The following is a 15,332-nucleotide window of genomic DNA, read 5'->3' as shown; positions in this document are numbered from 1 at the left end:
GAGTCCATCGATCCTATTGGCTTTGTATATGTTTCTCTGAATTCAAATAAAATTCTGAACAAAGAAAACCATTCATGGAAGAATGGTTAGGCTTTTCCGGGCAGGACGCCCGTAAAAGGCGGTTCTGGACAACGTTCGACTCAGTTAAACAAAAAAAGATTTTCTGGTTACTCTTGCATCTTGGCAAGAGTAACTGGCGCACAGAACGCCACTGCCTCTGATATCGCAGAACGTAATTGTGCGTCAAATTTCGGAGCCAGAGGCTGGAAAGATTGAAAGTTGAGGTGCAGCGGTTTGGTGCGCAATCACTTTCCTCGATTTCATTACCATCTCCGAATGCGCCCCAGTTACTTTTGATAGATGTCAAAAGTAACCAAAAGCATCTTTTTGAGTTCAGCGCACGTAATCAGGGTCGGATTGATTCGCATCCTGCTCAGGCAATCCTGAAAAATCGTCCTGATTTTTCACCCTGAGAGCATCGATCAATTGAGCTTTGTTGATTCAATGTTTCACTTTATTCAAATCAACCACCCACCAAAGAAAACCATTCAGGGAAGAATGGTTAGGCTTTTCCGGGCAGGACGCCCGTAAAAGGCGGTTCTGGACAACGTTCGACTCAGTTAAACAAAAAAAGATTTTCTGGTTACTCTTGCATCTTGGCAAGAGTAACTGGCGCACAGAACACCGATGCCTCCGAAATCGAAAAACAAGATTGTGCGTCAAATTTCGGAGCCGGAGGCTGGGTAAATCAAAGTTAAAATACAGCGCTCAGGGGCGCTCAGCCCCAATATTATCCCGACAAATCCGCTCCGTTAATGCCTGCAAACGCTGCACTTCGGTTGTCAGATAATTAAGTTCTTCTTCAGTGATTTCGTAGTGGGCTGAATAACGCGCATCAATATACGCCCGTTGCAAACGGCGGAAACTACGACGGTGAAATTTATTGTCCATCGGGAAAATCTCAGCAAAGGCCGGATCAATCTGTGCACATAGGTTGCCAAGTTTCTCGATATTATGGGATTTCGGTAAGTAGTTAGTACAAGTCAATAATGTACAGGCAAAAAGACGCTCCGTTGCCTGATGCAGGTTGAAGGCTGCTTCATTAAGCATGGATTCATGAAAAGTATAATGGAAAACTTTAATACTATCAGTAGCATTCTCTATCCACTGCTCATAATGCTTACGGGCGATTTCCCGTTTTTCGTCCTTAGTCAGATCACCCGGCTCCGCCAGTGGTTTCGGCGTCGCGGCAAACAGCTCAATCCCCTCTTCGCGAATATCTTTAAAGAAATAATGACCCTGTTGCAGTCGATTATTCACTTCGTTCAAATCATGCACAATCAAACCCAATGGGGCCGATTTCACTTTTCGATCAATTTGCTCTTCGGCACACTGCCAGACCACATAATCTTCAACCAACGCTGCTTTATTGACGATCACCAGAATATCGTAATCACTGATATAGCCATTGACCGGATCACTGACCCAATTCCCCTTGACATGGCTGCCAAACAGGATGATTTTCAGTATACGAAACTCACTTTTACTGCCCGTTTTGCCTTGCAGATAATCATCTAACGTGTCACGCAGAATCGTTGAGATTATCGCCAGCTCATGCTGTTTATATTCGGGAAGATGGTCGAGGGTTGTTTTCATAATCGTGGCATGGGGCTGGTTGTGGATGAATGAGGTTAGCATAAAAGAAGGGGCTGACAAAGAACACCATCAACCCTCACGTTACGCATATTACTGGGAAAAATGCGATTCAATTCAAAGCAATAGTTCTGCTTACCCACTATGCGGCTGTGAACGGTATGCTCTTTCGTCATAACCGTTCCTTACGTTTCTAAGCTGCCTATGCGGCAGTGAACCGACCGGTATACGACGACCGGACGCCGCGCCGTTTCTAAGCTGCCTATGCGGCAGTGAACTTGAATAAGTCGCTGTCAGGCATTCTCGAAAATTTCTAAGCTGCCTATGCGGCAGTGAACCATTGATCCTGACAGAGGATTTCCGTCAGATTTTTCTAAGCTGCCTATGCGGCAGTGAACATGATTAATCCTCTGTGATTGCAAATACTGTTTTTCTAAGCTGCCTATGCGGCAGTGAACCGGATCGTTAGTTCGGCACTCGACCGCGTCTCTTTCTAAGCTGCCTATGCGGCAGTGAACAATGAACATATCACGAAAAAATAAGCACTGGCAAGGTGTTAGCCACAAAAACCCTTTTTTACCTTGTTAAAATTGCCCTTCTGTATCTTACTGTTTTTATTGGTTATTTTTTAGGGGCAAAAAAAGAAGGTCTAAATGATTTAAATTTCATCCTGAGTGCATCGATAAAGTTGGCTTTCGCTTCTGTCATGTTTCACTCAACTCAAATCAGTCGCTGAAATAAGAAAACCATTCAAGGAAGAATGGTTAGGCTGATTGTGCGTCAAAATTTGGAGCCAGAGGCTGGAAAGATTGAAAGTTGAGGTACAGCGGTTTGGTGCGCGATTACTTTCCTCGATTTCAATCACATCTCCGAAAGCGCCCCAGAGACTTTTGCCCAGCAGCAAAAGTCCCCAAAAGTGCCTTGAGTTTGACTTCAGCGCGCGTGATCAGGGTCGCTTTTATTCGCTCCTGCTCAGCCTTTTTGTTAAGGGATAGCTTAAAATTCATCCCTGAATTTTACCCTGAGATCATCGTTCAAGTCGGCTCTTAAAATGTTTCATTCAATTCAAATCAACCACCAAACCAAGAAAACCATTCATGGAAGAATGGTTAGGCTTTTTCGGGCAGGACGCCCGTAAAAGCGGGTTCTGGACAACGCGCGCCTTAGCCAAAACAAAAAAGATTTTCTGGTTACTCTTGCATCTTGGCAAGAGTAACTGGCGCACAGAGCACCGATGCCTCTGAAACCGAAAAACTCAATTGTGCGTCAAAATTTGGAGCCGGAGGCTGGGAAGGTTGAAAATTGGGGTGTAGTGATTTGGTGCGCAAAGAGTTTATTAATTTCTGCGGCATCTGATGCACGCGCCCCAGATACTTTTGGCGTTCCAAAAGTACCCAAAAGAACGGTTTAGTTCGTGGACACTGGCCGGGACGATTTTATTCGCTCCTGCTCATGAAAATCTTAAATTTCATCCTTGAAATTTCCCCTTGGATTGAGGACATGTTAGATATTTGAATTCATTCAGAATAATTTATTAAGTCTACTTTCCCATCAAATTCAATTCATTATGGGTATATTTTATTTAATCGGTACGTCCTTTCATTTCATCGATCAAATTGGCTTTTGCTATGTGTCACTCAATTCAAATCAACCACCAAACCAAGAAAACCATTCATGGAAGAATGGTTAGGCTTTTCCGGGCAGGACGCCCGTAAAAGGCGGTTCTGGACAACGTTCGACTCAGTCAAACAAAAAAAGATTTTCTGGTTCGTCTTTCATCTCTGAAAGATGAACTGGCGCACAGAACACCAATATCCCTGAAACCGAAAAACTCAATTGTGCGTCAAATCTGGAGAGCCGAAGGCTGGGAAAATTAAGAATTGAGAATGAAGATACCGCGGTTTAACCGCACCCAAACATCATGATAAAAAAGAAAAGGCTGGTTAGCTAAGCAAGGCAGGAGATTGATAACCTTGTGTTTTCTTAGGGGGGACGAATTAATGACTAACCAGCCATGTATTTTAAGATAATCGATGAACCTGTCGTCAAGCTGACATCGTTGTAATTAGCTCATCATCCATAAAGGCACATCAGCACGCATCAATAGCTTCTGAGTCACACCACCAAATACTTTTTGATGCAGTTTTTGGTGGGCGAAAGCACCGGACACAATCACATCAGCATTGATCCCGGCGGCAACTTCTAACAGTTGCGACCCCGTATTCCTGCTTTTATGCGCGAATGTAATGCAATCAACTTCGATTTTATGTCGGGCCAGATAACGGACTAAATCAACTTGAGTCGGTCTTTTCGACAGGTATTTTTCACTGGTAACCACAACGACCTGCTTCGCTCTTTGCAGTAAATGCAATGCACTATTGACCGAGTTTGCACCCGGTTTGTCACCGTTCCAGGCTATCATGATCGTCTCTGGCGCGAAGTGTGTTTGCTCACGGGGCATCACTAAAATCGGTTTACCGCCATGACTGACCGCCGTCTCAAAACTCACACTGGTTTGTCCGTTGAGAGATTGAGGAATAATGATCACATCAGAGACTTTCCCCCACTCAGCAACGATTTCGCCTCGATAACCGAAAATATCATGCCATTTTGCACTGACTTGATCCGAATCGATGATTTCGTCCTGAATGCCCAGTTGTTGGCATAAACGTTCAAAGCTCTGTTTGGCCTGTGTCATATCATCATGGACATAATCACGGACCAACTTATCGATCTGGTCGTAAAATTTCCTTGAGACTAAACGCTGTTCGCTGGGCATGAATTTCTCTGCGCCAACTTGTGCATGTAACACGTCTAAATGAGCATTGAAGAATTTGGCAACATTGAGTGCGCCCTCTAACCGTTGTTCACCGTGTTCCTGAGAAGCAAACGGCATAATGATAGATTTGATTGGCATGCGGTACTCCTTTTAACCTAGCGGCCACGGTAGTGAAACGTTTTCTTGTAACAAGCCGATTGGCAAATCAAGCATCATGATGTGGGTCAGACCAATCAAAAAGCCTACTGCCGCAACGGTTACAGCGAATGCGCGCCACAATCCCATCCCGGCTTTATTCATTAAAAACGCACAGAAAAATAGCGTAATTGAAATAATGTATCCGACGAAGTAGCTGCCGATGATCAATGCGGCTATCCAGTAGATATAATGCATCACTGACGCGGTATGACTGTCATAAGCGTATCCTTGGACATATTCGTGGTCATAGCAGACCGGTGATCCTTCCGGACGAGTCAGAAGCTGTACAATCACAATGGCGGATAAAAACCACATCCCACTCGCGACGACGGTCGGAAAGATGCCGCCCAAAAAGCTGTGCTGGTTGCTGTCATAAATGCCATATGCAAAAACAATATTCACGAGGATAGCGAATAACACTTGCGGTTTGCGGGTTGGTGCTCTTGCTGCCTTTTCAACGGTGTGATTCTTTTTCATGTTTTGACGAATCATGAATACCAGTGAAGAGAGAATGATGGCGCCGATAATCATCACACCGGGACGCAACAAAAACTCGATACCATCAAATTGAATCGCTTGGTATAAATAGGTTTCCATGCCCGGAGAAAGCACAAAGCCAATCAGAAAGGCAGGTCTTGGCCAGTCGAATCGTTTCATCAGTACGCCAAGCACACCGATACCGAGCAAGGTGACCAAATCAGCCAGATCACGCGTTGCTTGGAAAGCTGCAAAGCAGATCACCATCACCATAAAGGGGGCTAAAAGTGCGTAACGAACCGTCGTTAATTTTGCGACCCAAGGTGAAATAAGCATACATGCGGCTGCACCAAAGATATTTGCCAGTGCAAGCGACCACACAATGGTATATGTGATGTCGAGATCTTTGCCGACCATCGCCGGGCCCGGTTCTAAACCAACCAGAACCATGCCGCCGAGGAATACGGCCATACTGCCTGAACCGGGAATGCCAAATAACAGTGTCGGAACCAGTCCACCGCCTTCTTTGGCATTGTTGGATGACTCGGGTGCAATCACACCTCTGACGTCACCATGACCAAAATCAGGCTTATCTTTCGTGGTTTGTACCGCGTGACCATAAGCGATCCAATCCACCACACTACCGCCTAAGCCGGGCAGTGCCCCAACAATACAGCCGATCACACTGCACCGCAGTGCCAGCCATTTATTGGCGAAGAAGTCTTTAACGCCCTGAAACCACCCAGCCCCTAATTTGCTGGCATTGGCGATGGGTTTGTTCTGACGTAAGAGGTCAATAATCTCCGGCAAAGCGAAAATTCCCAACCCGACCACAACCAACGGGATGCCGTCCATCAGATAGAAATTATCGAATGTCATTCGATATTCACCCGTTGCAGGCGCACTGCCGACACTACCTAACAGCATCCCCAAACCACAGGCAGACAACCCTTTGGCAAGGCTCTTCCCTGCCAGTGAACCAACCATGGTCAGTCCAAGCAAGGTGAGCATGAAGAGTTCACCTGATCCAAAAGCCAGAATCACAGGGCGTGCGATGAGCACAAAACCCGTCAAAACCACGGCACCGAATAGTCCCCCGAATAGAGAGGCGGTAAAAGCAGCAGACAGCGCCCGCGCTGCATGTCCTTTTTTAGCCATCGGGAAGCCATCCAGTACGGTGGCTTGCGAACCGCTCGATCCGGGAATCCCCATCAATACGGAAGTAAAGGTGTCAGACGTTGGGATGACTGCAACCAAACCGATGAGCATCGCGAGCGCAGAGACAGGCTCCATACCATATAAGAATGGTAGTAATAAAGATAAACCGGCAATCCCCCCCAGTCCGGGGAAAATTCCAATTGCAAGACCCAGCAATACACCACTCAGCATATAAATAAGATGGTGCAATGTTAAAATCGTCTGCAAAGCGGTAAGCAATTCATTCAACATCATTGAATCCTTATAATGTCACATTGCAATATCAGTGTTGGAAAATGAAGCATATAAACAACACACTGAATACAGCCACAGTGCGCCGTTATATGCTTCATTTGATAAAGTTCTGTCGAATATCGATCGACGAATGATTAATATTGATAAGTCAGACGGATTAAAGTCTGGTGTTGTATTTTTCCTTCAACCATTTCGCCACCCATTTTTTACTATTTTCATCTAAAGAAAGAATGGCATCGACCGCTTGATCCGCTTCGGTGCCTGTCAGCTGTTTATAATTACCCAATACCTCTTTGGCTCGTTTTTGAAAGTCGGGTTTGGCGACTAATTTAATCATTGCATCACGCCATGCATCCTGAACATCTTGCGGAGTTGACTTGGGTAAAAAGAAAACTTTCTGGGCAACAAATCCTGCGATAAAGAATGAACGCCAGACTTTAAAACCTTGTGAGCTATCGATATCCCCTTTCGCAAGTTGATACACTTCACCAAAGTGAGGCAGATCCGGAAAGTTGGGATCCCGTTGCAGATGACCTTGTTCATCGACGACGCCGAAACTGAACAGCGGAATTGCTTTCCCTTCTTCAACCAGCGGCACTACTTTTTTCAAATAAGCTGAACTGGTTTGTGAATCGATATTTACTTCGCCTCTTTCAAATGCCAGCCGGCCCGCACCACGTCCTTTCATGCCAAATACCGCCTGAACATCGGCACCGATTAAATCTAAGGCCAGTAGCGGGACCAGATCGATGGTTGTCGCGCCCTGACTCGCATATTTGAATTGCAGCTTGTCCAGATTGTTTACAAATTGCTCGACATTCTTGATACCTTCATCTGCGGAGATATAAACGACGCCCCCTGTCGGTGTGGCGAGAACCGGTTTCCAATCGTTGTAGTCGTATCTGACACGACGGTCATTGAGCAGATATGTATAGTGCGTCGATGCCGAGCTTGCCAGAACATCTAAACCATCATCACTGGCGCGTCGGGCAAATTGGTTTGCTCCTTTGGTGGAACCACCACCGGGAATATTTCTGATCACCACCACGGGCTTACCGGGAAGCGACTGTGAAAAGTAAGGGCCGAAGAAACGAGCCCAGGTATCTGTACCGCCACCTTCTTTATAAGGCACGGTCACTTCAATCCGTTCATCTTCAAAACTGACCGATTGTTCATTATTGACCGATTGTGAATTACTGACCGACTGTGCATTCCCTGCTGATGTCAGACAAAATGTCATGAACACTGTGGATACTATCTGACTGCTGACACGGAATACGTTTTTGTTAAAATGATTGCTAAGCAGCATAGCGCCTCCTCCTTTTACAGTATGATTTAATCTCTATCGCGGCAGAGCGATGGGTTCACCGTAAAGATTCAAGCTGTCACCAAACTGACATACCTACATATTATTAACAATATTGATACATAGATCGCGCAATTAAGCCCAAGCGCCGGAGACAGCCGGAATCGGCTAAGCGATATAGACTTCTCCTTTAAAGAGTGGTCTTGCTGTTCTGACTAACGCGGCTTGAGCAATCACAGGTTCAGATTCACCTTCAAGCAAGGTGAGTTTCACGTCGATTTTTCCGCTGGGATGTTCGATGCTGACGAGTTCTGAGGAAATTTGGGCTTGCTGGTGGGTCACCGTGCCTTCAATCAAACTTGCAGCGCCGACACAGATTGCCCCGGTAACCGCGTGGCTGGCATGGCAATTATGCGGCACGAGGTAACGAGAAGTGATGGTGCCTCCCGCATGAGGCGGAGAAACAATGGCGACTTTGGGGATGACACTGCCCCGGACATCCCCTAGCCCCATGCGCTCACCGGCGACGAGACGAATCGATTCTATTTGACTGAGCAAATCAGGGTTACTGTCGATGGCTGCTTTGGATTCGTTGCCCACTAAACCCAGAGCTTGAGCAGGGATATGGACCATCGGGACAGCGGCATCGACACAACTGATTTCAATGCCATGGATCATTTCTCTGGTTGATCCGGTGGGGAACAGTTTACCGGTTTTCGCGCCACCGACATTTAAAAAGTTCAGTAACACTGGAGAGCCAGAACCGGGGACACCGTCGATTGAGGTGTCACCATCAAATTTTAGTGCTTTATCAGGCGTTTCAGCGGTCACTTCGATAATCGTATTGGTATTCACATTTCGCACGCGGACGGTTGTCGAGCCTTCAGTTAATTCAATTAACCCTTTTTCTGCCGCGAATGCGATAACACCGGATAAGATATTGCCGCAAGACGGTTTGGTATCGACTATTTTTTCTTCGACACCGACTTGGACAAAAAAGTAGTCCAGCTCAGCCTCTGGTGACTGCGACAGCGATATAATACCGACTTTACTCGTTAACGTTGTTCCGCCGCCAATGCCATTAATTTGCTGGGCGTCACCGGATCCCATAATCTGAATCAGTAACTGATCTCTTTCTTCAGGAGATTGGGGCAGATCACTTGCCAGAAAATAGGCACCTTTTGATGTACCACCACGAATCAGCATACAAGGAATAAATCGGGAATGTGTCATTTTGAGCTCCTTACCATTACGTTCGCTTTCAAGTCCCAAAAGCGGTGGTATCAAGCTACAAAATGAACCTGTCAAATCACTGACTCGTCATTCGGTAAAATGCGTTCACGTTATATCAGTCATAATTTTTCAGGGCATTTTCCCATTCCGTGGTCACAATCTGACGTTTACTTTTATCAGAAAACACCAATAAACGGACATCGAGGGGTAACGGTTTCAGTTGCTCTGCATATTGTGCTCGCATATAGGAAGCAGAATTCACCGTATTAATATCAGAGCGGATGGGGGGCATGTTGGTTTGCTCGGCCATCACCCATTGACCTGAGGATGACAGTAAATAATCGATAAACAGTTTTGCATCGTGGGCATTTTTTGTGGTTCGGTTGATGAGCGCTGTGCGAATAATCACCGGTGTATAATCGGACATCGTTGTTATTGTTACGTTATTATTCAGCATTTGCCAGCTCCGCGCGTAAGAGCCTAATATGTTATACGCCATCGCAATCTCGCCCTTGCTTAGCGCTGCGAGCATTTCTCGTGAACTATTAAATGTGCGGGCATTATGATAATTAAATAATTCCAGAAATTGTCCGTAATTACGCGCTTGTTGTCGTTCAAAAGACCAGAATAAATATCCGATTCCCACGTGGCGAATATCGTACAATCCGATTTTTCCCATCAGCTCGTCACTATAACGGCGGATAAAAGACAGGAGTTCAATTCGATTGGTGGGAACGGGTTTACCCGCTAAGAATGCATTGTTGAATACAATCACAGCCGGTTCAAAACTAAACCCGAAGAGTTCATCCCGCCACTGACTCCAAGCGGGCAAAACAAGGTCGTTATATCTACCGTTCAAGGCTTCACGTTGATGTTCAAGCGCATAACCATCATTGACCAGACCAAGCTGTAAATGCATCACCGAACTGATGGTGACATCCGGTTGAGGGGCCTTCCGCTCGCGGATATAACGGTCGAGATCGTCACTGCTCATCCACCGGTACTGAATCTTGATTTCGGGGTGTCGCATAGAGAAGTCATCCAACAGGGGTTTCATTTCTGACAAATAAGCCGCGCCAAAGATCCGAATCACCCGCGGTTGATTTTCACTGGCAAACGCCCCCGAAAAGCTCACACCCAATAATACAGCAAAGCAGAACAATCGCAGGATAGTCATTGAATCTCCTTCCATTTCCGGTATGGGAACTGTATTTCGACCGTCAACCCCTGAGGGACCGTATCATGTAAAATTAACCGAGCGTGATACGTCCTCGCCACATCGGCCGCGATAGTCATGCCTAATCCAGTCCCAGAGTGGCGATTGCCTGAGGTTCGGTAGAATCTCTTAAAGACATGCGGCTTGTCTTCATCTTTAATTCCGACCCCAAAGTCTCGAATCAGAATAATCGCTTTTGTGCCACGACGAGCCACTTCAACTTCGACAACACTATTGTCGGGAGAATATTTGATCGCATTCTCAATCAAGTTGGATAGCATCTGCGTTAACGCAAATTCATCGCCTTTGATTTGGTATTGACCATGTTGCTGATAACTCAGCTCTATATTTCGTTTCAATGCGTTAATTGCAAGCTCTCGGCAGATGGACTGGACAAGTTGATTGATATTGTTATTGGTCGGTTCGACACTGCGAAAACGGTGTTTAATCATGGCATGATTCAACAGTTGTTCGATGGTGCGCTCCAAAATGCCGCAAGCTTCTAAGAGCCGCATCAGCCACTGGGCGGTCTGGGGCGAACTTTCCCGACTCAACATCAGCTCAATTTGAGACCGCATCCCTGCGACAGGCGTCTTTAACTGATGCGCTGCCTCACTGGTAAAGTTTTTCAGATTCACTAAGGTTTCATCCAACTGGAACATGAAACTATTAATCGTTTTAACCAGATGCGTCACTTCTTCGGGCCCCTGTACGTCTATCGGCGTCAGGTCAACATTTGAACGTTTCGATATTTTTCGGTTAATACTTTTCAGCGGCTTCATCACTTGGGCGATTAAGATCACAATGACGATAATGGTACAAAAGACCACACCAAAAATGAGCTTGGACGCCACACTCAATAATTGCTGCTCCCAATCGGTCCTCGCTTCTGTTGTTTGTCCGACCAACACATACACCTGATGCGGCCCTTTTCTGGTGTTAATCACCCGGCCAACCAGTGCAAAACGCACATGTTGCTGTTTAAACACCAGATCAAAGAAATGGGGCGCGACTTCCAGTTGAAGCGGATGAGCATCGATTTGTGAGATCACCGTCTTTTCAGATAATAGCGCCTGATAGCCGGTCACAAATGCCTTCTGTTTGGTCGTCACGAGATAAAAAACTTTATCACGCGGTGAGTCAGCCAGCCCGCTAAATGCAGAGAACGGTAAATCAACACTCAGTTCATCACCGTCTAACAGCACATCTTCCAAAATTTGTAATGCTGCATTTGCCAGAGGACGATCAAAGGTGTACTGCGCGGTCTGATAGGCGTAGCGCTTCACCGCCAACATGGAGAGCAAGCCGATAAAAAGTAAAGCACTTGCGGAGTAAGCAAGAAGCTGAAAACGGAGTGAGCGGGTTGAAATAGAAGATAAAGAAAACATTATGGCTGCACAGCGAATACATAACCCAAACCGCGTAGCGTTTTAATCTCAACGTTACTGGTCACCAGTGCTTTGCGTAATCGCCCTACATAGGTTTCAATCGCATTTTGATTGGGCGGATTATCATAGCCATATAAATGGTCAATGATGTCCTCTTTACTCAGGACGCGATTCGGATGATTGATAAAAACTTCGAGGAGTCGGTACTCACGCTGTTTGAGTTGGATACTTTCACCGTTCACTTTCACTGTCGCCGTGACGGAATCAAAACTCAGGTTACCCAGTTCTATCACGTTATGGTCATTCCCCCGGCTGCGACGCACAACACTGCGGCAACGTGCTTCTAGCTCACCGAAATCAAAAGGCTTACTTAAAAAATCATCAGCGCCCAAATCAAGCAAATGAATGCGGTCATAAACGTCTTTACGTGCCGTTAAAATCAGAATCGGGGTATTTGAGCGTTGACGGATTCTCTTGGTTATTTCTTCACCTGAGCGTTTCGGTAGATTAAGATCCAGAATCACTAAATCGTACTGGGTGTGTGAAACCAGTGAGTAGGCAACATCGCCATCATAAGCACAGTCAACACCATGACCAAGGTCGCTAAACCGTTGCTCAAGTGACTCACTGATTAATTGATCATCCTCTACAATTAAAATTCGCATTGCCTTTGTGACTTCCTTTAAAAGCAAACTGCTTCGTTCATGTATGCTAACAATAAAAAAATCTTAATTAACAAATCGTTATATTTATTAATCGCCTCAATTCAACCGCCACAAATAAGATATCCGGTGACTCTGACAACCGTTTCTGACTCATTGTGAGACTGACATCTCAGCGTCGTGTGATTGAGGCTCTCTGAGGGTAAAGTTACACTAATCTTCACCAAGTCATACATACTTGTTAACCTATTTTTAATACTGGTCACAATTATGATCAACCTGTTAAGAGGATGATCATCAAGTCAGCGCAATGACAGGTTTGTTGCATACCATTCTGAGACTCTCTTCTCCCCCTCATACGTACGGTGCGACTCACCAAAACAAGATTGACGAATCCTCTCGTACACTCATTCGACAATGAGAAGCATAAGAGGACGCAACGAGTGATACGGCACATCTCCATCACCAACGAGGGGAAAGGGAGTTCATGAGGGTCAGCCTAGTGACACGTTTATCGACAAACGGGCGATTTATGGAATACAAATTAATGAGTGGTGGGATTACGTAGTAAATTCATCAATGCAATCACACCAATGCGGTGGTTTGTCACCATCACCGTACTGTGTTCTTGCCTGTGAAATGATACGCCGATGTGGAAAACAAAAGGTGGGAAACAAAAGGTGTCTACCACCTATTCTCTAGTTGAGAACAGGCGGAAGATTGCTTAAAATATTTAATTCATTATACGTTTAGGTACTTGCTTTATCTTATCTCTAATGAATATGTAAATATCATCATTATTTATGAGCATGACGAGGAGAAGCAAAACTAATACAGCAAGCTTCATGTTGTTGTATTCTATTGTTGAATCAAAAAGCTCCAATAAAAATGTAATGCAGGGCGTTATATTAATGATAATGTTCGTTTTAATGACGCTTGTTCTTTCGATACCCTTTTGAAGCATCCATAACGGCAGTATATTCCCTAATACAACTATAATTGGAAGGTACGCCCAAAAACTAGGTTGTACCTCCGTTAAAGATTCAGGTGTTGGTAATAATAAATAGCATACGCAGATCAGCAGTGGAAACCGGAATGATTGTATACTTTCTGCTTTGAATGACATCTTTGATAATTTTTTTGCTATATAAGTACCCATAACCAGACAAGCTGAAGTTAAGATACAAACAAAGCTGAGCATCAGCGTAAATGTTAAATCAGAATGGAATACATTTGACCTTGTGGACTCAACAGCAAGCATAACTAGCATCGTTACAATAATCGCTAACATGACGGTGATGACAGTATTTTTGGAGTCAATAGATTTGCCAGTAACAAGCTCAACCAAGACTGATATTATCGGGCAAAGCGCAAAAATAATAGCAACCATTATTGAGGGTTCCGTCCATTTCAACCCAATAAATAGTCCAACCCAAGAGCCTAGGGTCGATATATTTAATAAAATAATTAATTTGTAACTTTTAATTAAATTACTAAATTTTACTGGTGATATTGTGAGTGTCACCAGTACAAAACCAAGCCAAGTACAAGAGAAAGTCCAAAACAGTAACACAAATAATGCGACGCTTTGCAATAACCCTGATAATAATACATCTATGGCCGATCCTAAGATACAATAACCAAGAATAAAATATTGACCCGTTGTCTTACTATCGTTATTCATGGAAGTTAAACATTCCTTTTTCCTCAAGTGAGACAATAAAATGATAATCAGCAGTAAGTTGGTCATAGTTACAATGACTTAACGCGATCCAACCGGGCGAAGTAAATACATCGGTCGTGACCGTAACCTTTTGACCGTGAGACGGCATATGTGACGCCTTGTAAGACGGTAATGTCAGAATAGTCTCGACATCTTTGATCGACTCAACGATACCTGAACTCGATGATATCAGTTCTTTAATTTTTAAATATTGGAAAGGTTGATAGTCTTCATCAATTGAGGCGATGAACTGCTCAGGTGAACATATACTCAGTACAAACTCATCAATCTGCGTTCGCTGCAACGCAAAGGAAGATAGCGCTGGAAAACCGGAGCCGTGAGGTCGGGCACCGGTTTCGATGAGTCTCCATCCATCCTGCGTTAAAAACAGTTCTGAGTGACCAGCACCATATTCTATTCCGATAGCATCCAGAACACTAAATACATATTCCTTGAGGGTAGCATAGGTTTGAGCATCAAGTGACGTTAGCTCTGTAAACTCACAAATTGAATTGCAGCCATTGTAATTCCCTTTCCCCATTTTCCAGATAGCACAAATTTTGTGTGAACCAGCGTAACTAACGGTATCTACAACGTATTCTTCTCCGTCAATAAAGGGTTGTAATATGATAGCCTCGTTTTTTAAATTGAGTCGGTTACTCTCATTTAGTAACCGATTTGAGTGTTCTATAACCGTATCTAAATTGCCAGATACAAATACGGAATCAGTACCTGCACTGTCAACCGGTTTGATGACAACTTTAGAATAGTCATTCAATAATTCCACTGCATGATCAATCGCGTCGGCCTGTGTCGTGATGCGGTAGGTCGGTATGTGTCTCAGATTGGAATCACTCAGACTTTGCTGCATCAAGTATTTGTTCCTTCGAACATGACTTGTATTTTTATTATTTCCGTTCACTTGTAATTCAGCGGCTAAAGCATCTGAAACTTCAATACCAGTTTCGCAACCGGCAATGACAGCAATTACGTCAAAATCCTTCAATGTATTGATTGTGTCATTGCCTTCGTAATGGAGGTTGATGAAAAAATCATCAGCCCTGAAACTATCTAAAATACTTGTCGGCAGGTTTTTTCTACTTTGTACATGGGCACACCGGCACCCTTTTTTAATAAATTCATGAGCGAGAACATTACCCGATGAATAAGCATCAACAAGGACTACAACTTTTTGTGAATGTTCAACTTGCATATTACGTATTACCCCAAAAATATCATCATCGG

10 protein-coding genes and 1 CRISPR repeat array are annotated in these 15,332 nt (G+C 44.6%); all 10 genes read right to left on the bottom strand.

Going from position 1 to position 15,332, the window contains the following annotated elements; genetic code table 11:
* Positions 1–768: 768 nt before the first annotated feature.
* Entirely contained in the window at positions 769–1,656 is an 888-nt protein-coding gene (locus tag OCU60_RS19810) for a HEPN domain-containing protein (RefSeq protein ID WP_074373091.1), read from the bottom strand.
* 187 nt (positions 1,657–1,843) lie between these two features.
* Positions 1,844–2,171: a CRISPR direct-repeat array (repeat unit 28 nt; unit sequence TTTCTAAGCTGCCTATGCGGCAGTGAAC).
* A gap of 1,547 nt (positions 2,172–3,718) precedes the next feature.
* On the bottom strand, positions 3,719–4,570 hold the full coding sequence (locus OCU60_RS19805; protein WP_074373070.1) for a universal stress protein: 852 nt from the start codon (positions 4,568–4,570) through the stop codon (positions 3,719–3,721).
* A gap of 12 nt (positions 4,571–4,582) precedes the next feature.
* Positions 4,583–6,559, bottom strand: a complete 1,977-nt coding sequence (locus OCU60_RS19800; protein ID WP_228449044.1) for a tripartite tricarboxylate transporter permease — start codon at positions 6,557–6,559, stop codon at positions 4,583–4,585.
* A gap of 157 nt (positions 6,560–6,716) precedes the next feature.
* A complete protein-coding gene (locus tag OCU60_RS19795; RefSeq protein ID WP_235862175.1) occupies positions 6,717–7,868 on the bottom strand; it encodes a Bug family tripartite tricarboxylate transporter substrate binding protein in 1,152 nt (383 codons plus the stop codon).
* A gap of 165 nt (positions 7,869–8,033) precedes the next feature.
* Positions 8,034–9,098, bottom strand: a complete 1,065-nt coding sequence (locus tag OCU60_RS19790) for a 4-oxalomesaconate tautomerase (RefSeq protein WP_074373068.1) — start codon at positions 9,096–9,098, stop codon at positions 8,034–8,036.
* Between the two features lie 115 nt (positions 9,099–9,213).
* The gene (locus OCU60_RS19785; RefSeq protein WP_228449046.1) at positions 9,214–10,275 is read right to left on the bottom strand and encodes an ABC transporter substrate-binding protein; all 1,062 of its coding nucleotides are present in this window, start codon (positions 10,273–10,275) and stop codon (positions 9,214–9,216) included.
* Positions 10,272–11,702 carry a sensor histidine kinase gene (locus OCU60_RS19780; RefSeq protein WP_074373066.1) on the bottom strand — a complete coding sequence of 477 codons (1,431 nt, stop codon included), beginning with the start codon at positions 11,700–11,702 and terminating at the stop codon, positions 10,272–10,274. The genes OCU60_RS19785 and OCU60_RS19780 overlap by 4 nt, the downstream gene beginning before the upstream one ends.
* On the bottom strand, positions 11,702–12,367 hold the full coding sequence (locus OCU60_RS19775; protein ID WP_074373065.1) for a response regulator transcription factor: 666 nt from the start codon (positions 12,365–12,367) through the stop codon (positions 11,702–11,704). The genes OCU60_RS19780 and OCU60_RS19775 overlap by 1 nt, the downstream gene beginning before the upstream one ends.
* 730 nt (positions 12,368–13,097) lie before the next feature.
* The gene (locus tag OCU60_RS19770) at positions 13,098–14,048 is read right to left on the bottom strand and encodes a hypothetical protein (protein ID WP_074373064.1); all 951 of its coding nucleotides are present in this window, start codon (positions 14,046–14,048) and stop codon (positions 13,098–13,100) included.
* Positions 14,041–15,300 carry an ATP-grasp domain-containing protein gene (locus OCU60_RS19765; RefSeq protein ID WP_074373063.1) on the bottom strand — a complete coding sequence of 420 codons (1,260 nt, stop codon included), beginning with the start codon at positions 15,298–15,300 and terminating at the stop codon, positions 14,041–14,043. The genes OCU60_RS19770 and OCU60_RS19765 overlap by 8 nt, the downstream gene beginning before the upstream one ends.
* Positions 15,301–15,332: the final 32 nt, after the last annotated feature.

The organism is Vibrio spartinae (genome assembly GCF_024347135.1).
Lineage (GTDB): Bacteria > Pseudomonadota > Gammaproteobacteria > Enterobacterales > Vibrionaceae > Vibrio > Vibrio spartinae.
This window is presented reverse-complemented; position numbering and strand designations above follow the sequence as displayed.

Bases quoted from the DNA above. Each gene is read 5' to 3' on its own strand.
- OCU60_RS19810 (WP_074373091.1), bottom strand. From the start codon at position 1,656: ATGAAAACAACCCTCGACCATCTTCCCGAATATAAACAGCATGAGCTG.
- OCU60_RS19805 (WP_074373070.1), bottom strand. From the start codon at position 4,570: ATGCCAATCAAATCTATCATTATGCCGTTTGCTTCTCAGGAACACGGT.
- OCU60_RS19800 (WP_228449044.1), bottom strand. From the start codon at position 6,559: ATGATGTTGAATGAATTGCTTACCGCTTTGCAGACGATTTTAACATTG.
- OCU60_RS19795 (WP_235862175.1), bottom strand. From the start codon at position 7,868: ATGCTGCTTAGCAATCATTTTAACAAAAACGTATTCCGTGTCAGCAGT.
- OCU60_RS19790 (WP_074373068.1), bottom strand. From the start codon at position 9,098: ATGACACATTCCCGATTTATTCCTTGTATGCTGATTCGTGGTGGTACA.
- OCU60_RS19785 (WP_228449046.1), bottom strand. From the start codon at position 10,275: ATGACTATCCTGCGATTGTTCTGCTTTGCTGTATTATTGGGTGTGAGC.
- OCU60_RS19780 (WP_074373066.1), bottom strand. From the start codon at position 11,702: ATGTTTTCTTTATCTTCTATTTCAACCCGCTCACTCCGTTTTCAGCTT.
- OCU60_RS19775 (WP_074373065.1), bottom strand. From the start codon at position 12,367: ATGCGAATTTTAATTGTAGAGGATGATCAATTAATCAGTGAGTCACTT.
- OCU60_RS19770 (WP_074373064.1), bottom strand. From the start codon at position 14,048: ATGAATAACGATAGTAAGACAACGGGTCAATATTTTATTCTTGGTTAT.
- OCU60_RS19765 (WP_074373063.1), bottom strand. From the start codon at position 15,300: ATGCAAGTTGAACATTCACAAAAAGTTGTAGTCCTTGTTGATGCTTAT.